Source organism: Shewanella sp. YLB-07, assembly GCF_009377275.1.
Genome location: NZ_VOQB01000004.1, coordinates 321,124 through 343,611, shown reverse-complemented (window position 1 = coordinate 343,611; position 22,488 = coordinate 321,124). Strand labels below are relative to the sequence as shown.

The window sequence follows — 22,488 nt, the reverse complement described above, 5'->3', positions numbered from 1 at the left end:
TGTGTGCTGCAAAGCACGATCTCTCCTCATATTCGCCTGAAAGGCCATACAGAGAGTAATAGTTTGATCACTTTCTCATGCAGAAAATACAAGAGGTGGATTTAGATAAAAGAGTTAGAAATTAATAGGATATTAGATCGTAAGTATAGTCTAAAACCTTATTAATACCATATCAGAAATAAGAGAAAACTTTACCGTGAAAGGCCTTTCTTAAGGTATCACCTATCAATAGCTTCAGTGCTAACACGATTAATTAAGATCGCAGATCCAGATACCATTACCAAGATTAAACTGAATGACAGCATAACCTTTAGCGCTATCCATATCCATAATGTGGAGATTTAAACTCGCTATTTTTGAATATGCTAAAGCTTGTTTCGCCGAATCGATGATGGAAGAGATTTTATTTTTCCAAGGAAAATCAGCCACAGATACCAGTCCTTTTTAACCATGTCTGGTCGATATAATCCTTACTAGCACCAGATGAAATACCTTTAACGTTTCTCACCTCTGTCCCCTCAGCGTTTTCCCGCTTTAACACTATACTGCTCACTGTCTCATTATGAGTAAATGAAACAAAAACATCGTCCCATAGTACAGTGTCGCAAAGCTCAAGCTGCTGTATAAAAAAGCTAGATAGATCCTCAATATCAGCAAGGCTTGCCCCTTCATTAGGCACAGGGTAATAAGATACGATACCTGTCGAGGTAGTTATTTCATGGTTATTCAATGGTTTAATTGATTTTTCAGGTTCGAAAATTGAATGCATGAAGATAATCAATAGCAGAATTTGTGCGATTAAAAGCCCATACTTCTGCTTAGTCATGCCCGCTAGGGGGCCTGAGAGAGTATGATTTATAGACGCCTTCATTCTAGTATGCAGAATGAAACCTTGATCATCTATAGTCTCTAACAACTGGGCTGATTGCTTGCCCAGAAAAAACCTGAGTCTATCGATCGCTTCTTGTAGCTTAGCCGGTGTTCTATGCTCTTCTGGTAGTCGTTGCAACAGCTGCTCTTTGGATAACACCTGATCCCTGAAACGTACTAAGAGTTCGAGTACAACAAACTCCACCAAAGGCATTTTCCAGCTGGTATCATTTTGCTGATTTGATAGTGTGGTTCGCTTTATATCAAACCAGCAGCAACCAATTTGCATAGTTAGCGGCCTAATTTATCTTATGGACAAACATTGTATCTATTCCCATCACTGTCGTCAGCGATCTCAATAACCTATCTATAACCAATGAAAGGAATCGTGACTGAGAGCACACAAGTGATTGATAGTAGTGAACAAGCATAGATACAAGTTAACGTAAGTGTAAATTTATAGTTAACAGCTATACACATTGACTTAAAAGAGAATAACCATTTCCTTTTAAGTCAATGTGCCTTGAATTGAAAATACTGAGAGTCTCTGAACTAACCAGATACTTATATGGAATGGTATTAGAGGCGTGTGGTGGAAGAGGGGAAGTAAGTTAACAAGCGCCATGATGACGCTTATTATTTTCAATACGACTAGAATGCGTAAAGCAAGGTCATATTGGTTTCTGTATCTGTACTCTCTTTATCATCGAGAGGCGAATCGTTGTAACGCACAATAATGGCAAATTTCATGGCTAAAGCACCTATGATATTGGCTGTGATCGAAGTTTCAGAGCGGCCTTCGAAACTTTCACCATAATCGGCAACAAACATCTGCTTAAACCTAGAACTCTCGGTTATATCAGTTTCAAAGTTCATCACCCCGTGAGCAACCCAGCTGTCTTCCGTGTCATAACCAGCTTCAGCCGCACTCTCAGTGTCTAAGCGTTTATACTTATAACCTGGACCGACTTCAACATTAAACAGAGTCTTACCATCATCAATAAACTTATGACCATAACCGGAAGAAACCGTCGAAGTAGAATCAAAACCAGTGAAAGGATCGATCTCATGGTTTCCGTTTACAAATATATAGCTTGTGTCGGTTAACTGATAATCGCCCTGGATCAGGCCGTAATAACGTTTACCAGTGACTTCACCCGTATCTTCTTTATATAGAGCTTCAAGCAAGTACTGGTTTTCCCAGTTACCAAACTCGTGCTTCATATCTAAACGGCCTTTTATTGAGGTCGTTTCCGTATTACCTGTGGTCAAGGTCGCACCTAGCTCAGCGTCGCCGCCGAAGGTCTTATCGCCTTCGACAAAATCAGCACCAGCTTCTGCAGCGAAAGGCGCTGCCATTAAAATAGCAGACGCTATCAGCATTTTTTTCATTTTTATTCTACTCCGAAAAATCATATCCCTTAAAATCGGCGCAATATTAACACTCACAAAACAGAATTGAAAATCTGTGATACACATTAATGCAATTAGGGGAAGCGCCTAAAAGGGGATAAAGACTGAAAATGTCTATAAACAAAACCCAGATACAAAAATGCCCGCGAGTAGCGGGCATTTTTAAAATATTCTATTTAGCTTTACTTAATCTGTGGATCTAACTCACCAGATTGATACGCCTTATACATGGCTTGCAGCGACTTAGGCTTAATCTTAGAGCCCATGCCAGCAGCGCCAAATGCTTCATAACGCGTGGTACAGATATCAGCCATGGCTTCCATAGACGCCTTAAGGAATTTACGCGGATCGAATTCGCTTGGATTCTCGGCCAGAAACTTACGTACAGCACCGGTTGATGCTAAGCGAAGATCGGTATCGATATTGACCTTACGCACACCGTGCTTAATACCTTCGACGATCTCTGCTAATGGCACGCCATAAGTTTCCGGGATCTCTCCGCCGTACTCGTTGATGATCTTCAGCCACTCCTGAGGCACAGATGAAGAACCGTGCATCACTAAGTGAGTGTTAGGGATACGTGCATGAATTTCCTTGATACGATCGATACGTAGTACTTCACCGGTAGGCTTGCGGCTAAACTTATACGCACCATGGCTAGTACCAATGGCGATCGCTAAGGCATCGACGTGAGTGTCAGATACGAAGCGCGCCGCTTCTTCCGGCGTGGTCAGCATCTGATCCATGGTCAATATGCCCGCAGCACCGATACCATCTTCTTCACCGGCTTCACCTGTCTCCAGACTACCCAGACAACCGATTTCGCCTTCAACAGACACACCACAAGCGTGTGCGAAAGCAACAGTCTTACGTGTTACATCGACGTTATATTCGTATGATGCTGGTGTTTTACCATCGGCCATCAAGGAGCCATCCATCATCACAGATGACATGCCAAGCTGAATAGAACGCTGACAGATATCAGGATCTGTACCGTGATCTTGGTGAATACACACAGGGATATCAGGATACTGCTCGAGAGCGGCAGCCATCAGATACTTGAGAAACTGAGGACGAGCATACTTACGTGCGCCAGCCGATGCCTGAACAATCACAGGACTGTCTGTCGCTTCGGCAGCTTGCATGATGGCACGCATCTGCTCAAGGTTGTTTACGTTAAAGGCTGGTACGCCGTAATTATGTTCTGCAGCATGATCAAGCATTTGTCGTAGGGAAATTAAAGCCATTTTTTACTCCAATAATAGGGTAACTCAAGCACTTAAGTTTTAGCACTCAAATTGTAGAGTCACCGAGGTCACTATCGTTTGGATTGATTTTTATATGCCTTGGCCAAACACAATACTCAGACCTAAGTCTTAGCATCTGGCTTAACCAAAGCACGGTTTCTTTTTATCGCTGATTTAGAGGATAATTATAATTTTAAGAGCGTTATTTCGCTCTAAATCAGTTTATGTTTGTTATTTTCCGCGAGATTCTAACATAGCTACGGCAGGAAGTTCTTTTCCTTCGAGAAACTCGAGGAAAGCACCGCCACCGGTAGAGATATATGAGATCTTGTCGGCAATGTCATATTTATCGACTGCCGCTAACGTATCACCGCCACCGGCGATAGAGAACGCCTTAGACTCGGCAATTGCCAGGGCGATACGCTTAGTACCTTCACCAAATTGATCGAACTCGAACACGCCTACCGGACCGTTCCACACTATGGTACCAGCACCTTCAATAATTTTTGCTAAGGCTCGCGCGCTGTCGGGGCCGATATCGAAGATCATATCGTCCTTGGTCACTTCACTCACGTCTTTGAGCGTCGCACTTGCTGTCGGACTGAATTCGCCGGCAACAACCACATCGGTCGGCACAGGAATATCACCACCACGACTCTGAGCATTAGCAACCAGACGCTTAGCCTCGTCGATGAGGTTGGCCTCATACAGAGACTTACCCACTTCATGTCCGGCAGCTGCAATAAAGGTATTAGCGATCCCCCCCCCGACTACGAGCTGATCGACTATGCCAGATAGACTCTCTAATACCGTAAGCTTAGTCGATACTTTAGAACCGCCTACAATCGCCACGAAAGGACGAGCAGGATTGTCCAATGCCTTACCTAAAGCGGCGAGTTCATTGGCAAGAAGTGGACCGGCGCAAGCTATTGGCGCATGCATACCCACACCATGAGTCGAAGCCTGAGCCCTGTGTGCGGTGCCGAACGCATCCATCACATAGACATCACAAAGAGCCGCAAGCTTCTTCGCTAAGGCTGCATCATTTTTCTTCTCACCGACATTGAAGCGTACGTTTTCAAATACAACCACTTCGCCGACGTTTGCTTCTACACCATCGAGATAATCATTAGCCAGACGCACAGGACAATCTAATGCCTTAATCAAGTAATCTACTACTGGCTTGAGGGAGAATTCAGCGTTGAATTCGCCTTCTGTAGGACGGCCCAGATGTGACATCACCATCACGGCAGCCCCTTTTTCCAGAGCAAGCTTAATCGTCGGCAATGCAGCCCTAAGACGTGCATCACTGGTGACAACGCCTTCACTCACAGGTACGTTCAGATCTTCACGGATAAGCACACGCTTACCTTGTAGATCTAACGCTGACATATTAATAATCGTCATTTACGTTTCCTTAAAAGTTAAAAATTAAAAGTTAAAATTAAAAATGGGTAAATCAATTCGGTTCACTCTGACCGCCGGGACAAAACACCGGGCCATCAGATAAAAATATTCAAATCAAAAACCAAGACGACGGGCTCCGCCCTGTTAGTAACAGCGAACAGCTCAGCGTCATCTTTTCTGTAGGAGGGTCCTTTAGCCCCGAAGACCATAGGCTCATTATCTCCCGGCTAAAGCCGGTCCTACAACTAAACGTAAACGGTTGAATAGCAAAGACGACGGCCTTCGGCCTATCGCTTCGCGGACGGCTACGCCTATTCGACGGGCTCTGCCCTGTTAGTAAAAGCGAACAGCAATAGCGTCTTCTTAGCTCCACCAGCGCAGCGTCATCTCAGCCTTACCAGCGCAGCGTCGTCTCAGCCTTACCAGCGCAGCGTCGTCTTAGCCTTACCAGCGCAGCGTCATCTCAGCCTTACCAGCGAAGCGTCTTCTTAGCTCCACCAGCGCAGCGTCATCTCAGCCTTACCAGCGCAGCGTCATCTCAGCCTTACCAGCGAAGCGTCTTCTTAGCTCCACCAGCGCAGCATCATCTCAGCTTTACCAGCGCAGCATCATCTCAGCCTTACCAGCGCAGCGTCATCTCAGCCTTATCCCTTACGCTCTTCTCGCCTTAATCATCTCTAAGCTGGTATCTAACATACGGTTGGCAAAACCCCACTCGTTATCGCACCACAGCAGTAACTTAACCAGATGACCGGCACTCACTCGGGTCTGAGTGCCATCGACGATGCTGGATCTTGGATCGTGATTGAAGTCACAGGACACCAGAGGCTCATTAGTATAGCCTAAAATGCCTTTATAGAGTCCCGTTGCCGAATCACGAAGCACCTGATTTACATGATCAATATCGACTCTTGAGGCTAAAGTTACCGACACGTCTATGGCGGTAACATTTATCGTTGGCACTCGCACCGAGATAGCTTCAAACTTGTCTTTCATTTGGGGGAGTATTCGCTCTATGCCTCGAGCCAGTTTAGTGTCCACAGGAATGATCGATTGACCCGCGGCTCGTGTACGACGCAGATCATCATGATAGGCATCGATCACCTGTTGATCGTTCATCGCCGAGTGTATGGTGGTGATTGCGCCGCTTTTCACACTAAAGTGTTTATCTAACACCTCGATGACAGGGACAATACAGTTTGTGGTACAGGATGCATTGGACACGACGGTATGCTCAGCCCGTAAAAGTTCATGATTCACGCCGTAGACAATAGTCGCATCTACATCACTCGATGAAGGATGGCTGATGAGTACCTGCTTGGCCCCCGCATGGATGTGAGCCTCACAGCTTGTTCTATCGGATAACACGCCAGTCGCCTCATAGACGATATCGATATCCAGATCCGCCCAGGGCAGTCTGCTGGCATCGCTTTGATGCAGTAACTTGATGACATCATCACCCACATGCAGGTAGTTTTCATCCGTACTCAGTTCTACTTGAGACTGAAAACGTCCATGAGTCGTGTCGTACTTGGTGAGATGAAGAATTGCTTCAGGTTTAGCCAGTTCATTGATAGCGACGATCTGGATCTGATCACGCTTACCTGATTCATAAACGGCACGGAGAATTGAACGGCCGATACGGCCATAACCATTGATTGCAACTCTGATCATTAAGCGCTTATACCCTATAGAAAAATATTGGAATCGACATCTGTAGCTCAACAAGAACCCCATGGGGCTAAGTTAAAGCAGCAATTTCAATTTGCTTATTTCAACATGCTTATTTCAACATATATGTAAAAAGACTATTTTAAAAACTGGCATTTATCAAAGGTCACTGACTGTATTCAATGACCTTTGATAAATATCCACAACAAGCGAGACGTACTCTATCAGATGTAACAACGGCCTACCCCATTATTTGTAGCTTAAAGTAAGCCACATGAGATAAGCCGTTAGTAAGATCACCTAGCCAAATAAGCTAGGTGATGCACCGCTAAATGAACCGATTAAACTAACTCGTTCACTGTAGCAACAACATTTTCAACGGTGAAGCCAAAATGCTTCAACAAGTCAGCACCCGGAGCCGACTCACCGAAGGTAGTCATGCCCACAACAGCGCCGCCGAATCCGACATACTTGTGCCAGAAATCAACGTGAGCCGCTTCGATAGCTACACGCTTAGTCACAGACTTTGGCAGTACAGATTCTCTGTAAGCCGCATCTTGCTTATCGAACTCGTTAGTAGAAGGCATAGAAACCACACGGACCTTGTTACCTTGCTCAGTCAGTGCAGCAGCTGAATCGACAGCCAGTTGAACTTCAGAACCAGTAGCAATTAAGATCAGGTCAGGTGTGCCAGCACAATCGATTAAGGTGTAGCCACCTTTAGCGACGTTAGCTAATTGCTCTGCAGTACGAGCCTGAGCCTTAAGACCCTGACGACTGAAGATGAGTGATGTTGGAGCATCACGACGCTGAATAGCAGACTTCCACGAAACCGCAGTTTCTGCCGCATCACATGGACGCCAAACAGTCATGTTTGGAGTCATACGCAAGTTAGCAAGTTGCTCTACCGGCTGGTGAGTCGGACCGTCTTCACCTTGACCGATAGAGTCGTGAGTATAAACCCAGATATTTTGGATACCCATAAGTGCAGACATACGTACCGCATTACGTGCGTACTCCATAAACATCATGAAAGTTGCACCATAGTTGATGAAACCACCGTGAAGTGATGCACCATTCATGATACCGCTCATACCGAATTCACGTACACCGTAATAGATGTAGTTACCGGCTGGATCGTCTTGAATACCTTTTGAACCAGACCAAAGCGTCAGGTTAGAACCTGCAAGGTCGGCAGAGCCACCTAACATTTCAGGCAAGATAGCAGCGAATGTGCCAATAGAATTTTGTGATGCCTTACGGCTGGCAATGCCTTCAGCCTTGTCTTGACACTCTTGAATGAAAGCTTGTGCTTTCTCTTCAAAATCTGCCGGTAAGTCACCCGTGATCACGCGGCGCTTATATTCTGCGGCAAGTTCAGGGAATGCAGCTTCATAGGCAGCAAACTTGTCATTCCAGCTAGCTTCGTTAGTCGCGCCAGCATCTTTAGCATCCCAACCTGCGTATACATTGTCAGGGATTTCGAAAGGACCGTGATCCCAACCCAAGAATTCACGAGTCGCTGCGATCTCGGCATCACCCAGTGGTGCGCCGTGGCAGTTATGCGTACCTGACTTGTTAGGAGAACCGAAACCGATAACCGTTTTGCAGCAGATCATAGTCGGCTTGTCGGTAACTAACTTAGCAGCTTCGATGGCGGCGCGAATAGCATCGCTATCATGACCGTCAACGCCGGCAATCACATGCCAACCGTAAGCCTCGAAACGCTTTGGCGTATCGTCGGTAAACCAACCTTCGACGTGACCATCGATAGAGATGCCGTTGTCATCCCAAAACATGATGAGCTTGCCAAGACCTAAGGTTCCCGCTAAAGAACAGGCTTCGTGTGAGATGCCTTCCATCAGACAACCGTCACCCAAGAAACAGTAGGTGAAGTGATCGACTATGTCGTGACCAGGTTGGTTGAACTGAGCCGCTAAGGTCTTCTCAGCAATTGCCATACCTACGGCGTTACTGATACCAGCGCCCAGTGGACCTGTGGTCGTTTCAACACCCGGAGTGTAACCATATTCAGGGTGACCCGGTGTCTTAGAGTGCAACTGACGGAACTGTTTAAGCTCTTCGATAGGCAGTGCATAACCTGTCAGATGAAGCAAAGAGTATATAAGCATAGAACCATGGCCGTTTGATAAGACAAAACGGTCACGATCAACCCACTCAGGGTTATTAGGGTTGTGCTTAAGGAAGTCATTCCAAAGCACTTCAGCGATATCAGCCATCCCCATTGGTGCACCTGGGTGACCAGAATTGGCTTTTTGAACGGCATCCATACTTAATGCGCGGATAGCGTTTGCGAGTTCTTTACGAGATGACATGCTCTCTCCTGCTTGGTTTTGAGGTCTAGATCATCGAGCGCCATATCAATCAGCACTTAAATTAGAAATCGATGTTCTACTGCAAATTTTGGAGCCATATTTTCGCCCACATAACAGACGGACGCAAACGATAATTCACCAAATCACAATATTTCCCTGTAAGTCATAGGGGCGAACCGCCATCTTCGAAACATAGGATTCGCCAAACGCCGCTTTTACCTCATTTAAAGCTGAATTAAATTCATCAGCTCTAGTGAAGCTATAACGCTGATAACTAAGAGGTTACAACTCAACAGCAAAATATATTTACATATTGAATGTCACAATATGTACTAATAATTAGTGAACGGGGGTGATCGCCGACTCATTTTGAATTAATATAGACGTCTAGATGTAGATACTTCTACACATTCAAATTGTTCAATGACGAGATTTCCCACCATGGCAAAGCACTTGTTTACTTCTGAGTCTGTATCAGAAGGTCATCCAGATAAAATCGCCGATCAGATTTCTGATGCGGTACTAGACGCAATCCTAGAGCAAGACCCTAAGGCTCGTGTCGCCTGCGAAACTTATGTAAAGACCGGTATGGTCATGGTCGGTGGTGAAGTCACGACTTCTGCTTGGGTCGATATCGAAGAGATCACCCGTAAAACAGTACGTGAAATTGGTTACACACATTCTGATATGGGCTTCGATGCCGACTCTTGCGCTATATTAAATGTCATTGGTAAACAGTCTCCAGACATTAACCAAGGTGTTGACCGTGCCGATCCTAAAGATCAAGGTGCCGGTGACCAAGGCTTGATGTTTGGTTATGCCAACAACGAAACCGACGTACTCATGCCAGCCCCTATTACCTATGCTCACGCTCTGGTAAAACGTCAATCAGAAGTACGTAAGAACAAGACTCTACCTTGGTTACGTCCTGACGCTAAAAGCCAAGTTACTTTCGCTTACGAAGACAACAAGATTGTCGGTATTGACGCAGTTGTTCTTTCGACTCAGCATTGCGACAGCGTGAATCAATCTGATCTGATTGAAGGTGTAATGGAAACCATCATCAAGCCAGTACTACCGGCTAAATGGTTATCTAAAGACACTAAATACTTCATCAACCCAACAGGCCGTTTCGTTATCGGTGGTCCAGTAGGTGATTGCGGTCTGACGGGTCGTAAGATCATCGTCGACACTTACGGCGGCATGGCTCGCCACGGTGGTGGTGCATTCTCGGGTAAAGATCCCTCGAAAGTCGATCGCAGTGCAGCATACGCGGCACGTTATGTGGCTAAAAACATAGTTGCTGCGGGTCTTGCCGATCGCTGTGAACTACAAGTTTCCTACGCTATTGGTGTTGCCGAGCCAACCTCTATCAGCATTGAAACCTTCGGTACCTGCAAGGTATCTGAAGAGCTACTAATAGCCTTGGTACGTGAGCACTTCGACCTACGTCCCTATGGCCTGACTGAGATGCTAGATCTGGCTCGCCCAATCTATCAAGCTACAGCGGCATACGGCCACTTCGGCCGTAATGAGTTCCCTTGGGAACGTACCGATAAAGCCGAGGCATTGAAAACGGCTGCTAAGCTATAAATTGGTTTATCCCGTCTAACGACTGTTAAACCCTAAAAACCGCCAAGTGGCGGTTTTTTTGTGCCTTTAATAGCTCACCTCATCCCCCTCGAAAATTCTCCCGACCATTTTCATTTTTTACTACAAAATTAGTGATAAATTAAGCTGCAGTTAAGCTAGAACTCGGTAAACTAGCACCTCATATTCGCCAATGTATTTATTGGTAACACTTTTTTGGGAGAGACTAAGGTTGGAGAGACAATGGGAACTAACATAGGAAAATTGGTACTCCTTGCCCTTTTAATAGGCACTTCACTCTATTGGGGAGCCGATAACTTCACCAGCGGACCCACCAATCTGAAAGATACAGATAAGCTAAAGCTAGAGGCAACAGATGAAAGCGGTGAGCAAACTGCATCACCAGATGTGGCACAACTGAAAAGCAATCATCCACAACTGAGCGACAATATCCCCACCAGCTTGGCTAAAGATGTAGTACTGGACTCACTAGACGATCTTATCGCCCTATTTGATTCATTGGACTACAACACCCAAAGCTGGCTCGACGGTAATCGCGAAGTACCGCGTCTCACCTTCGAAGGTGTCAGCGATAACTGGCATAAGACATCTAACGAAATCCCCGTTCAACAAAAGAAAATGGTTTTTTTCCGACTGATGGCCCCCCTAATTCTTGTGTCTAACGAGAAGATATTGCTAGAGCGTCAGATAATTGAACGAGCCGGGCTTGATGCCCCGGAGCTAAAGCGCATAGCGTTAAAATACCGAGCGATAACGGATAGTAAGCTTCCACTTACCGAGGAGCTGCGCATGAATTTATTAAATCAGGTCGATATATTGCCACCTTCCTTAGTGCTAGCTCAAGCTGCCGAAGAGAGTGGCTGGGCCACCTCAAGATTCACTTTAGAGGGCAATGCATTCTTCGGTCAGTGGGATTTTAGTGGCAACGGCATGATCCCCAAGCAACAGCGTAAAGAGTTAGGTAACTATGGATTGGCAAGATTCGATAGCCCGTTAGCATCGGTAGAAGGTTACATGTTTAACCTAAATACCAATAATGCCTACCTGAAACTACGCCATCTTCGTGCCGAGCTAAGAAAGAGTGAACAAGCAATTACAGGACCGGAGCTCGCCGGTACGTTAGATAAGTACTCGGAACGTGGTCAGGCATACATAGATGGCATTCGTGAGATGATACGTTTTAATAAGTTAGATCAGGTGGATCAAGCTTATCTCAGTAGCAAGGCCCCGCTGCATTTAATCGGTAAGAATCAAGACTAGTTCGGTTCTATAAATTTAAGCGCTAACTTTCAGGTTCGAGTTAGCGCTTAAATCTAGCAATGGTCAAAATGCGCATACTCCATACACATGAATTCAACTTGTTGTAGCGATAATACAGGTACATTCACTTGCCTCAATAAAGACGTCTCTATATGCATGATATCGAGTGTACCTGTAGTAATGGCATGCTCACCTTTGCCATCTGATGGACCTGGCTCCTTAATGTGCTGTACCTTACCATCATGAGTTATCAGCTGAATCGACGCGCTGTAATCATTGATGAGACCACAATTGATCCAAATCCTTTGCCATTTCACACAGTAAAATTGCTCACTGAACTCGCTCTTATCCCCTTCAATATCCGCGTGGTTATCCCTATGTAGAGTCACTTCATAGGCAATGCCAGACTCAAGTTTAATTGAATCATCTGCTCTCTTCTCCACATCTGCAGAAATAACAGCAATGACTAACTTCATATTATCGAAAGCCGACAGCGACTCTCTGGCATAGGGCGCGAGTAAACGTTGAACTTGCTGTAATATGTGTTTATCTGATCCGGAATTCATAATGACATTACCTGTGGAGGTTAATTCAAGTAGACAAGGCCAGTAAATAATAGTCTCTGTCATCGAAGGTAAAAAAATCCAACACCTGCATCGATGCTTTATTTGTGTGTGCCGAAAATGAAGCCATATTATCTTCGGCGATAAAGGTAAGCATAAATGGGAATTTAACTTGCACCTGAGTTTTTATCTCACTGACCAGAGCTTCAAAAATACCTTGACCACGATAATCCTTCTTAATCCAGATAGGACCATATTGGCATGAATTACTCTTAGTTAACTTGATCCCGCCAAGGCTGAATTCCTTTATTCTCTTAAGAATATGTCGGTACACAGGCCAAGATTCAAAAAAAGACCAAGTCCCCGCAATCACGTAGCCCACTATTTCACCATTCCCCCCATCGAAATCTTCGAGTTTTCGCTCAGCAACACAGATCCAATGGGAGTCAATCAGCTGTCTCAATTCAGCTTCCCCAAAAGCTTGCCCATCTAATGCGTAAGCTTGTGCTCCGTCACTGAGCTCGTCATTAAGATGTATTCGTTCGAGCTCTACCAACTGCTTGAGATCACCCATACGGGCTAGTCTGATGTTCATGGTGCAGGTATTGACCTTTTAATTATGAGTAAACAATTATACCATTCCGAGTAAGTATCTGATCATTCAGCGGGAGTTCAAAGCACTGTAGGCAAGGGCTATATTTGCTCCTGCAATATAGACATTCACCACATCCATGCGGCTTGCGAATGTTTGAAGCTAATAGTTATTCTCGGCAACAAGCTCCTGCGTTGCTCTACCTCCTGCATCCATGCAGTCGTATATCGAGAACATTTAACGTAGCATAAAGGGCTTTGCCCTTTTCTTTAAACATCAGCCGCACTGCGTGAGGCTCTCAGTGTTTCCACTTCGGTGTTACATTGACTTAAAAGGGAATAACCATTTCCTCATCAATGCGCCTTGAATTGAAAAAACTGAGGGCCTCTGAACTGACCAGATACTTATATGGAATGGTATTAGCCATGATTATAACTTAAAACTCTCCAGTGCTAGGTTAATTATCCGCTCTCGGAAAATGCCCAAACACGCCATCCATTTGCATAATGACGTTCTGACTACCACAATTAACGAAATAACATGATGACTTTACCTAGGTTCCCATGCTTCCTGAAAATGTTGATACCAGTATTAGTTTACTTGAAAGTGATAATACCCAGCTAAACTTAGTTCGCTGGATGCACCAGTGCGAATTGATGAAGCGTTATTATGAAGCCGATGTGGTATTTATCATCCAAGAAACCGGGTCCAGCTTTGAAGTTATCGTTAGTTCCATTTGCCAGTCCAGACAGTTTACTACCGGCACTAGCTTCGATAGAGATCATAAAATTTTCCAGCGCCTAGTGCGATCGCTACCCGATGGATTAAATATCGATTTAACTAACCATGACCATGTCGATCTACATGAAGAGTTCGATCAAGCCCAAACCCTATTAACTCGCCCAATTCTCTGGCCCGATGGTACACATTTCGGCTGTATCTGTGTCTTGAATGCCAAAGCATCCACTTCGGCATCTAACTCCTTTATGTTGGAACCTTTTCAGGTGTTGCTTCAACAAGAGCTGACTCTTTACTGCCAAACTCAACGAATAGAATCTTTATCCATGCGTGATAGAGAAACCGGCATGTTGAACCAATATGGTTTCATCATGATGGCACCGAGACAGCTTAGTTTAGGGCGACGTTTCGGCGCCCATGCTGGCATCATCTTCTTCGAACTTTACTCCGCTCACACCATAGAGCATATAGAAGAAAAACATCATAGATTATTGGGAAGCATCATTCAGGATACGATAAGGACTGCAGATATTGCGGCTCACTACAGTGACAATCAGTTTGTTGTGCTGGTCTTTGTCGATTCAGAGAGAGATCTTCTCCACATAGGTAAGCGAGTCGACAAGCTAATTTTTCAACAAAACGATCAACTTAAAGTCGATTCAAGCTGTAATTATTTCACGCCAGACTCGACACTTAAACTCGCCCCCATGCTTGAAAAATCAAAAAAAGGACTGAAATCTGAGCAGCTTAAGTTAGAAGCTCAAGCCGCTAAACTAAAGGCCCCCGCTGTAACCTGAAAAATACACTCTACACATAGGCTTGACGCTTTTCTTCTCAAGCCTAATTTCTGGTGTAAACCCACACTCATTAAGCCATGGTTGAACACTCTGTTCTGCAAAAAACACACATAGCTACATTTTATTAACCTTAGAAATTAAGTATGCTAACCAGCGTCATAACAAACCAAACTCAGAGTAATACTAATTTAAGAACCCTTAACACAGATAAGCATTATTTTAGTTCAGATAAGAATCATTTAACTCAGATAAAAAATAACTAAGAGAGAAGTCTCATGCTAGCCCAAAGCAATCATCACCGACTCTGGCTAAGAGAACAAGATCATCCAGCTATCAACTTGCCAAGATGGCAGCAGCAAATGGATCTTTTGACCAGTTTCTATCGTTCACAAGCGAGCCTGATATTGCAATTATCCGATAATAGCTTTCAAGTTGTTTGCGCTCAGCAGAGCCAAGATTACAAGCTTAATGGGGGGACTATTTTTTTCGATGCTGGATTATTAAAGCTGGTTGAATCTCAGAGTGGTTATGGCCAATCTCATGCAAAAGGAAATGAATTTACTTCAGGCCTGTCTCAGTTTCAACATGTGATATGTCAATTAATTTACTGGCCTGATGGGGAACTCTTTGGCTGTATATTGATCTGTGATCCTAATCAGAATAGATTTCAAGAACGTCTCGCCCCTCTGGTAGAAACAACTAAATGTTTAATTCAGGCGGAACTTAAACATTTATTCTTGATGATGAAAGTGCAGATGCTATCGGTACAAGATGAACAGACCTGCATGCTTAATCAATATGGTTTTAGCCTGATGGCACCAAGACAGTTGAGTCTGAGTCGACGTTTTGGCTCTCATGCGGGGATAATCTTAGTCGAAGCTCTTTTCGATGAATCGACAGAAGTACAAACTGAATCAGAAGAGCAGAGGCTGCGCATACTCGCCAGGATAATCCATAGCAGTTTAAGGGATGCGGATGTATCGGCAAGAATAAGTCATAACCAATTTATTATTCTTTGTTTCATCGACAATGAGTCAAACCTTGACTCATTGGTCTTAAGGTTGAAGAAACAATTCGCCAAAGAAGGTCAGAATTTAAACTTAGTCACGGGGCAGAGTTACTTTACTCCAGATACTCAAATCAGCCTTGCTCCTATGCAGCAGCAAGCTATAAAGAGTCTAAACCTAAACCGGATCGAACTACAAAAAACAACAAAATAGCGCTAGTCCGATTAATTTTTAAATTGGACTAATCTTGCTTTTCCTCCTGTGCTCTTGCCCATTGTATAAATAGCACAATGGGAAAGGGTGACATCATTACCGCTCCCAATCCAATCAAGCTAGACACCAACACCATCCCAGATATTTCAAGTGTCATATCGGTAAAAAGATAAGCACCAATGCCGCTAAGAAGCATCAGCAAGCCTATCCAATGTAATAGTTTTAAAGCTTTCATTACACTTTGAGCCCTTATATCGAGTTTTCGCTGTTTATCTTGTTCTAAACTTGCCACAATATAAGCATAAATTTATTGGGATCCCAGTCATGTCTTTAAAATCTTTTTTGATCGCCAGCACATTCTTCGCATTATCCGCCTGTCAAAGTACACCAGAGCCTGAGTCTCTGGAAATAGCACTTGCTGGAACCTGGCATATAGAGGTAATCGCAGGTAACCCTGTCATCGATTACAGTCCGGCTCAACTCATCTTTAGCCAAGAAGGCAAATTGAGTGGTAATAACAGTTGTAATAGCTTCTTTGGTGAATACTCACTGCAAGGCTCATCGATCACACTTTCCCCTGCAGGTCACACGATGAAAGCCTGTGTCGATGCATTGATGAATCAGGAGCAAAGAGTCATGACTGCCATACCCAAGGTCACTTCGGGTCAAATAGTCAAAAGTAAACTTGTATTGAAAGACGCCAATGGAAAAACTCAATTTGTATTGAGTAAGCTCTGAATCCATTTGAACAGTTGAACTGACTCTCTCTGTATTAAAAGAATCCCGTAAAACAATAAAACCGCCTCATGGCGGTTTTTGGTTATGTGTCACTAAGTTATCTAGATCTAGATCTAGACTAACGTCTACAGGATTAGGTCTACTGGATTAAGCCATCGAGATCAGGCATCGAAATATCCAGTCTCAACCTCTTGATCGACTTTCATTTTATGAAGTGATGCAGGAGGCTGCTCCCGCGTTATGAGGTAACTCCAATAAGCATCATCAAATCCACGAAAAAGTTGATCCGTTTTCCCTTCAGATTTTAAAATTAACCACCACCAGACAAGCCCCCAGGCACCGAAAGTAACAAGGGTAAGAACGAAGTGAATCAGCTTGTTTTTTTCAAGATTGGTCGGTTCAACTTGGATCGACTTAGCACCATCACTGTGACTATCTGTCCCTTCTTCCGGAACGAGTCTATCTTGATTAGCTGCCGTTCGCCTAAACAATGAGTGTAAGTCCTCACCTCTGCTTCTGACTCTCACATAACAATGGGAACAAGATTTGACCGCTAAGCGATGAACGCGATATTTATGGTGGACTGATGCCATAGGCGCCTCTTTTTCTTGAGCCGACTTCTCTTGAGCCAATAATAAAAGTCTAGCAGAGATAGGGCCTGTTGACCTTTCATGGTTATTTTTGCAGCGAGTTGTTGACCTTTTTATACAAGTTGGAGCTTGAGTAGTGTAGTGATTCTACATAAACAAGCGATAACGCGGTAAAGATGGTCAACAAACGCTGCCCTACGGGCTCATCTCAATGGGCTTCTTGCTGTGTTACGAGCTTTTCACCTAATCCATTAGGCGTCATCGCTCGATGCCTTGCATCAAACCCATTAAGATTGAGCAAAACTCAAGCTCGAAAGATAAACAGACCCTGGTACTTTAGTCGAATAAAAAATCAGACATTATTCGCCAAAATAAACTCGTCGACATGCTAGAGTGTCTGCAAATAATGGAGCCTTCTTCCGTGAAATCAAATGTGCAGTCGAGTGTGGAATTAAATATGCAAACAAATGTTCAATTAAGAAAGGGCCAGCAATCGGATCTGCCAGCACTTGTTCGATTCAACCAAGCAATGGCATTGGAAACTGAAAACCTGTCACTGGATGAAGTCCTACTGACAAAGGGGGTAAACGCCTTACTCTCGGAGCCAGAAAAAGGCTTCTATCTAGTCGCCGAATCCGATGGCGAGATAGTGGGTTCTTTGATGGTGACATTCGAATGGAGCGATTGGCGCGCGTTAAATTACTACTGGATCCAGAGCGTTTATATCCGTCCGGAGAATCGCCGCCAGGGTATCTATGGCAAGCTATACCAGCAGGTGAAAAACCTAGCTGCAGAGAATGGTGGCGCTGCGAGTTTCAGACTCTATGTAGAGCAGGAAAATACCAAGGCGCAACAAACTTATCAAGCACTGGGGATGGAGCAGAGTTACTATTTAATGTACGAAGAGAAATAGCGAGAGCGAACGCTTCGCTTCGAGGACGTTCGCGGGAACTAGTTCCCTGCTAGAGCGCTTCGCTGCGAGAAAACGAGAATAAGCGAAGCAACAAGCAACAGCTTGTCGCTTTTGACTCATATTTTCCTCTAAGGCCGTAGCCCTCACAGTGACGAAGTCACGCTCTCGAAGACCGAAGGTCGCCCTCGCAACTATCTTTTAAGCACAAATACTCGTTACTTTAATGGCTAAACCACCTTGACTGGTTTCACGGTATTTAACGTTCATGTCTTTTCCTGTCTCGTACATGGTTGCTATCACCTTATCTAAGCTGACTCTAGGCTCGCTGTTACGACGCATCGCCATACGCGACGAGTTAATCGCCTTTACTGCGGCAATAGCGTTACGTTCGATACAGGGCACCTGCACTTGGCCCCCAACCGGATCGCAAGTTAACCCTAAGTTGTGCTCCATGCCAATTTCCGCGGCAATGCACACCTGAGAAGGACTAGCCCCCATGATCTCAGACAAACCTGCAGCAGCCATAGAACACGCCACACCGACCTCCCCCTGACAGCCCACTTCGGCGCCCGAGATAGATGCGTTGCGTATATAGAGTGAGCCTACCGCGGCTGCCGCCAGGTAGAAGCGGGTATATTCTTGCTCGCCCATTGGCTGAATATACTTATCAAAATAAGCCATAACCGCAGGGATAATACCTGCTGCACCATTGGTCGGTGATGTCACCACCCGCCCACCAGCCGCATTCTCTTCACTGACGGCCAAGGCAAACATATTGACCCAGTCGATGACCACCATAGGGTCTGCAGAAAGTCTCTCATTCGTCATCAGCTGACGATAAAGCGCTGCCGCTCGTCTCGGTACTCTAAGAGGGCCATCGAGCACTCCCTCGGTTGTCTGCCCTTTTTCTATGCCGGCTTTCATCACATCCCAGACAGCACCGAAACCTTCATAGATGGCCTCTTCACTGTTAAACACCTTCTCATTTTCCATCATCAAGGCGCTGATGCTCATGCCCGACTCGGTACATTGCTCGAGTAATTCAGATGCATAGGCGTAGGGATAAGGCACTAAAACATCATTGGCCGCCGTTAAACCGAAGTGCTCTTCATCAACGATAGAGCCACCACCGGTTGAGTAGTAGGTCTTACTGAAGATACAATTATCTTTAACCCAGGCATGAATCGACATGCCATTCTCATGGAGTTGCAATGCATGCTTATGGAAGGTGACGGCATCTCGCGGAAAGTCGACCCTGCGGGCCTCTGTACCTAACAAGAGACTGGTGCTCTGCTCAATCTCACTGATGATGGCAGGAATTGACTCAATATCGACGCTCTCGGGGCTGTTGCCGCCTAAGCCCATCATAATAGCGATATCCGTGTGATGACCCTTGCCGGTTAACGAGAGTGAGCCGTAAATATCGACACTCATGCGGGTAACAGACTTTAGCTCGCCACGTTGACGCAACTCATCGACAAATTCTTTGGCGGCCTTCATCGGCCCGACGGTATGCGAGCTCGATGGACCCACACCTATCTTAAAAATATCAAATGCGCTAAACATAGATTTACCTCTTAATTCATGAGTGGAAGGTGAAATGAGGAGGGTCAGTCCCAAAGATTGAAACTGACCCGAATAACCAAACGTTATGAAAGGATGAAAACGGAGAACTTAAGACAACATACCGAACAGAATGGCTGTCATTGCCAGCACACCCGCAATAACAACGAAGATATTGCTGATACGGCCGCGGTAGGCCTTAAGTGCAGGTACCTTGTAGATAGCATACATAGGCATCAGATAAAGAATCGCGGCGATGATTGGACCACCAAGTGCCTCAATCATACCTAAGATACTTGGGTTGATGATGGCCACGCCCCAGATGGTGACGAACATGAACACAAGGATAAACTTATCTACTTTCTTGTCTGACACTTGCTTATTGCTGCTACGTAGCTGCTTAGTGATAATGCCCTTCATGCCTTCTGTCGCACCCATGTAGTGGCCGAAGAAAGAAGAAACGATGGCAATCACAGCTATGATAGGACCAAAGTAGCTGACGAAGCCGCTTGAGTGAATGTTAGCCAGATAAGAAAGAATCGGTAAGTTTTGCGCCTTAGACTCGGCAAGTTGTGCCGGACTCAAAGAGAGAACACAAGAGAACACGAACAACATGACGAAACCCACTAACATCATACTGGTATTACGCAGTATCACATCGGCTTTCTTTGATGCATCTTTACCATGTTCGCGCTTGAGTGCCACAGAGAACTGAGAAATAGCTGGAGAATGGTTAAAGGCAAACACTAATACCGGAATAGTTAACCATACGGTCCCCAGGAAGTCGCCCGCTGACGGAACCTGCGTCAAGGCATCCATTTTCCAGCTTGGAATCAGGTACAGGGACATAAAGACTAAAATACCCACCAGAGGGTAAACCAGAAACTGAGTCACCTTCAGCATTAACTTCTCACCAGATACCATCACAGACATCATGGCAAGGATAAGCAAGCCAGATAATATCCAACGTGGAGGCGATGCCATACCGAGCTGATTAACGATAAAACTGTCTACGGTATTGGTAATACCCACACCATAGATCAATACAATCGGGAAGATAGCAAAGAAATAGAGCAAGGTGATCGCCTTACCGGCACCTACACCAAAAAACTCTTCGACCACATCGGTAATGTCACTGCCCGGCTTCTCAGAGGCGCAGACAAAACGTGACAAGCCACGATGAGCTAGATAAGTCATAGGACCTATAACCAAGGCCATCATCACCAACGGCCAGAAACCGCCCATACCTGCATTTATTGGAAGAAAAAGGATACCAGCACCAACGGCTGTACCGAACAGACTCAACATCCAAGTCGTATCTTTACGTGTCCAGCTCTGACTGACGGCTGGGTTTACTTGGGTTCCGGTTCCATTGACTGGAGAGACGGTCGATTCTTTCTGCATAAACATTACCTTTGAGGTGTTCTACACCTTTGGTTTTCCAGAAGCCACTCCACCTAAAACCATTTTCAAAGGGGAAGCAGCTATAAATTTCAAGGCCAGATTATAGAACTCAAGCCATGAAAAATTGATCTGGAACGGGGTTTTATCATCAAATTTCAGAACAAGTTCATAATGGGAGCTATGTCTAAATTATCATGGGCTAAATCTTTATTCTGACCCCACCCCCGCAACCAAATCGAACCTAAAATTAACACTTAAAGCACATATATTACCTATTGGTGATATTAGAAAATTTATTCAAGAAGGCGGCAAGGTGAGGCGGGTCGCAAATAATAGCAGATCTGATGGGTGGCACCGCACAAACTTCATGAAACATGAGTGAGATCACAGGCTTTTTCACTAGCTCAGCCCAAAAGTTAAACGTGATCCACTATACATTTGGTAAAAAGCAAAAGGTGATCTAGATCTGGTATCAGTTTTTCTAAGCCAAATTAGAAAGCCTTGATACATCTCCACCAACAAATTCAAGGCTCACCGCCCGTAATAAAATAGGCGTAAATTTGGTATCATCCCCCCAGGTTGATTGGAATGAATAAGAAAATGCAACGGATAACTAAATTAAAGAAGATCAGAGTATTAGTCGGCTCGAAAAACCCGGTGAAAGTAAACGCGGCCAAAATCGCTATCTGCCAACTGTTTCCGGATATTGATATCGAATGTATTGGTATGCACGCCCCATCAGGCGTACCGGACCAACCCATGACAGATTTTGAAACCCGCGAAGGCGCCATAAACCGTGTTAAATATTGCCGAAATTTTTCCGCTACGGCGGCGAAGCAACCTGATGGCGAGTCAGTTGCCGAACTCTTTATCGCAATGGAAGGCGGCGTCGATAATTTCGAATACGGGCCAGCCACGTTCGCCTATACTGTGGTTGCCACTCAGAACCAGCTTTCCGTTGGACGTAGCGCACAACTCCCCATATCTCAATCTATCTATAAGTCACTGGTTGCCGGTGAGGAGCTGGGAGATGTGATGGATAAACTATTCAACACTAACAACATTAAGCAACAAGGTGGGGCAATTGGCCTATTAACCCAAGGGCATGCCACCAGAGAGAGTGTCTATACTCAGGCATTAATCTTAACCATGGCCCCCATGCTAAATCCTGAGCTTTATCTCGATTAACTGTTTCAACCCCCTTTTAATGCAAGCAATCGACTTTCATTAGCAATTGCTTGCATTCTCCTCCATGAGCAATTAGGTTAGTCACTAACTTGATACACTTCATACTAGCCGTTTAGCTTTGTGCGCTGAATCTGGCGCGTGCACTTAATGTTAGTGATCACGCATCACATTATACTTGTTAATCGCAACTTAACTCCTCCTAGAACACAAAGCCATTACTCCCTACTTGCAATTTGTTGAATACCCCCCTAGGTTAGATGTTAGTCGCAACCATATTCATCCAGTGTCGGCAGTCAGCTTTGGATGAAGAACGTTATTTCTGACCAAAATAACCAATGTCTATTCAGACAAGATAAATTGCAGGAAC

At 44.9% G+C, this 22,488-nt stretch carries 20 protein-coding genes; 7 read left to right on the top strand and 13 right to left on the bottom strand.

All coding sequences use genetic code 11. From position 1 onward, the window contains the following. Positions 1-249: 249 nt before the first annotated feature. The 7 genes from FS373_RS11105 to tkt all read right to left on the bottom strand — a co-directional run bounded on the left by FS373_RS11105 (position 250) and on the right by tkt (position 8,944). On the bottom strand, positions 250-429 hold the full coding sequence (locus FS373_RS11105) for a hypothetical protein (RefSeq protein WP_152829438.1): 180 nt from the start codon (positions 427-429) through the stop codon (positions 250-252). After that, complete coding sequence (locus FS373_RS11100) at positions 422-1,159, bottom strand: winged helix-turn-helix domain-containing protein (RefSeq protein WP_152829437.1); 738 nt, start codon at positions 1,157-1,159, stop codon at positions 422-424. Before FS373_RS11100 ends, FS373_RS11105 begins: the two co-directional genes overlap by 8 nt. A 362-nt stretch (positions 1,160-1,521) precedes the next feature. Beyond that, positions 1,522-2,262, bottom strand: coding sequence for a DUF481 domain-containing protein (locus FS373_RS11095; protein WP_144045147.1), 741 nt, complete (start codon positions 2,260-2,262; stop codon positions 1,522-1,524). A gap of 203 nt (positions 2,263-2,465) precedes the next feature. Beyond that, a complete protein-coding gene (fba, locus tag FS373_RS11090; protein WP_144045146.1) occupies positions 2,466-3,530 on the bottom strand; it encodes a class II fructose-bisphosphate aldolase in 1,065 nt (354 codons plus the stop codon). Between the two features lie 231 nt (positions 3,531-3,761). Beyond that, complete coding sequence (locus FS373_RS11085; RefSeq protein ID WP_152829436.1) at positions 3,762-4,937, bottom strand: phosphoglycerate kinase; 1,176 nt, start codon at positions 4,935-4,937, stop codon at positions 3,762-3,764. A gap of 651 nt (positions 4,938-5,588) precedes the next feature. Next, positions 5,589-6,611, bottom strand: coding sequence for an erythrose-4-phosphate dehydrogenase (epd, locus tag FS373_RS11080; protein WP_144045145.1), 1,023 nt, complete (start codon positions 6,609-6,611; stop codon positions 5,589-5,591). 338 nt (positions 6,612-6,949) lie between these two features. Then, the gene (gene tkt, locus FS373_RS11075; protein WP_144045144.1) at positions 6,950-8,944 is read right to left on the bottom strand and encodes a transketolase; all 1,995 of its coding nucleotides are present in this window, start codon (positions 8,942-8,944) and stop codon (positions 6,950-6,952) included. A 441-nt stretch (positions 8,945-9,385) separates the two neighbouring features. Between tkt and metK the strand changes: the two genes are divergently transcribed. Continuing rightward, a complete protein-coding gene (gene metK, locus FS373_RS11070) occupies positions 9,386-10,537 on the top strand; it encodes a methionine adenosyltransferase (protein ID WP_144045143.1) in 1,152 nt (383 codons plus the stop codon). Between the two features lie 240 nt (positions 10,538-10,777). Next, positions 10,778-11,815 (top strand): glucosaminidase domain-containing protein, encoded by a 1,038-nt coding sequence (locus FS373_RS11065; RefSeq protein WP_144045142.1) that lies wholly within the window; start codon positions 10,778-10,780, stop codon positions 11,813-11,815. Positions 11,816-11,868: 53 nt separating this feature from the next. On the opposite strand, the gene FS373_RS11060 is transcribed toward FS373_RS11065, so the two are convergent. Both FS373_RS11060 and FS373_RS11055 read right to left on the bottom strand, forming a co-directional pair. Next, a complete protein-coding gene (locus tag FS373_RS11060; RefSeq protein ID WP_152829435.1) occupies positions 11,869-12,381 on the bottom strand; it encodes a hypothetical protein in 513 nt (170 codons plus the stop codon). 25 nt (positions 12,382-12,406) lie between these two features. Further along, entirely contained in the window at positions 12,407-12,973 is a 567-nt protein-coding gene (locus FS373_RS11055) for a GNAT family N-acetyltransferase (protein WP_152829434.1), read from the bottom strand. 560 nt (positions 12,974-13,533) lie between these two features. Between FS373_RS11055 and FS373_RS11050 the strand changes: the two genes are divergently transcribed. Then, the gene (locus tag FS373_RS11050) at positions 13,534-14,505 is read left to right on the top strand and encodes a GGDEF domain-containing protein (RefSeq protein WP_144045140.1); all 972 of its coding nucleotides are present in this window, start codon (positions 13,534-13,536) and stop codon (positions 14,503-14,505) included. Positions 14,506-14,780: 275 nt separating this feature from the next. Continuing rightward, positions 14,781-15,725 (top strand): GGDEF domain-containing protein, encoded by a 945-nt coding sequence (locus FS373_RS11045; RefSeq protein ID WP_152829433.1) that lies wholly within the window; start codon positions 14,781-14,783, stop codon positions 15,723-15,725. Positions 15,726-15,753: 28 nt separating this feature from the next. Here the strand turns inward: FS373_RS11045 and FS373_RS11040 are convergent, their stop codons facing one another. Next, entirely contained in the window at positions 15,754-15,960 is a 207-nt protein-coding gene (locus tag FS373_RS11040) for a hypothetical protein (RefSeq protein ID WP_152829519.1), read from the bottom strand. 89 nt (positions 15,961-16,049) lie between these two features. On the opposite strand from FS373_RS11040, the gene FS373_RS11035 reads away from it, so the two are divergent. Continuing rightward, positions 16,050-16,463 carry an META domain-containing protein gene (locus FS373_RS11035; protein WP_144045139.1) on the top strand — a complete coding sequence of 138 codons (414 nt, stop codon included), beginning with the start codon at positions 16,050-16,052 and terminating at the stop codon, positions 16,461-16,463. Positions 16,464-16,624: 161 nt separating this feature from the next. On the opposite strand, the gene FS373_RS11030 is transcribed toward FS373_RS11035, so the two are convergent. After that, positions 16,625-16,873, bottom strand: a complete 249-nt coding sequence (locus FS373_RS11030) for a hypothetical protein (protein WP_322619490.1) — start codon at positions 16,871-16,873, stop codon at positions 16,625-16,627. A 637-nt stretch (positions 16,874-17,510) separates the two neighbouring features. Here FS373_RS11030 and FS373_RS11025 point away from each other — a divergent pair. After that, a complete protein-coding gene (locus FS373_RS11025; protein ID WP_144045137.1) occupies positions 17,511-17,966 on the top strand; it encodes a GNAT family N-acetyltransferase in 456 nt (151 codons plus the stop codon). Between the two features lie 198 nt (positions 17,967-18,164). Here the strand turns inward: FS373_RS11025 and FS373_RS11020 are convergent, their stop codons facing one another. Beyond that, positions 18,165-19,532: an L-serine ammonia-lyase gene (locus tag FS373_RS11020; protein ID WP_144045136.1), complete on the bottom strand. Its 1,368-nt coding sequence runs from the start codon at positions 19,530-19,532 to the stop codon at positions 18,165-18,167. Between the two features lie 108 nt (positions 19,533-19,640). Further along, the gene (locus FS373_RS11015) at positions 19,641-20,933 is read right to left on the bottom strand and encodes a serine/threonine transporter (RefSeq protein ID WP_144045135.1); all 1,293 of its coding nucleotides are present in this window, start codon (positions 20,931-20,933) and stop codon (positions 19,641-19,643) included. A 600-nt stretch (positions 20,934-21,533) separates the two neighbouring features. Here FS373_RS11015 and yjjX point away from each other — a divergent pair. Continuing rightward, positions 21,534-22,121 (top strand): inosine/xanthosine triphosphatase, encoded by a 588-nt coding sequence (yjjX, locus tag FS373_RS11010; RefSeq protein ID WP_152829518.1) that lies wholly within the window; start codon positions 21,534-21,536, stop codon positions 22,119-22,121. The last annotated feature ends 367 nt before the right edge of the window (positions 22,122-22,488 follow it).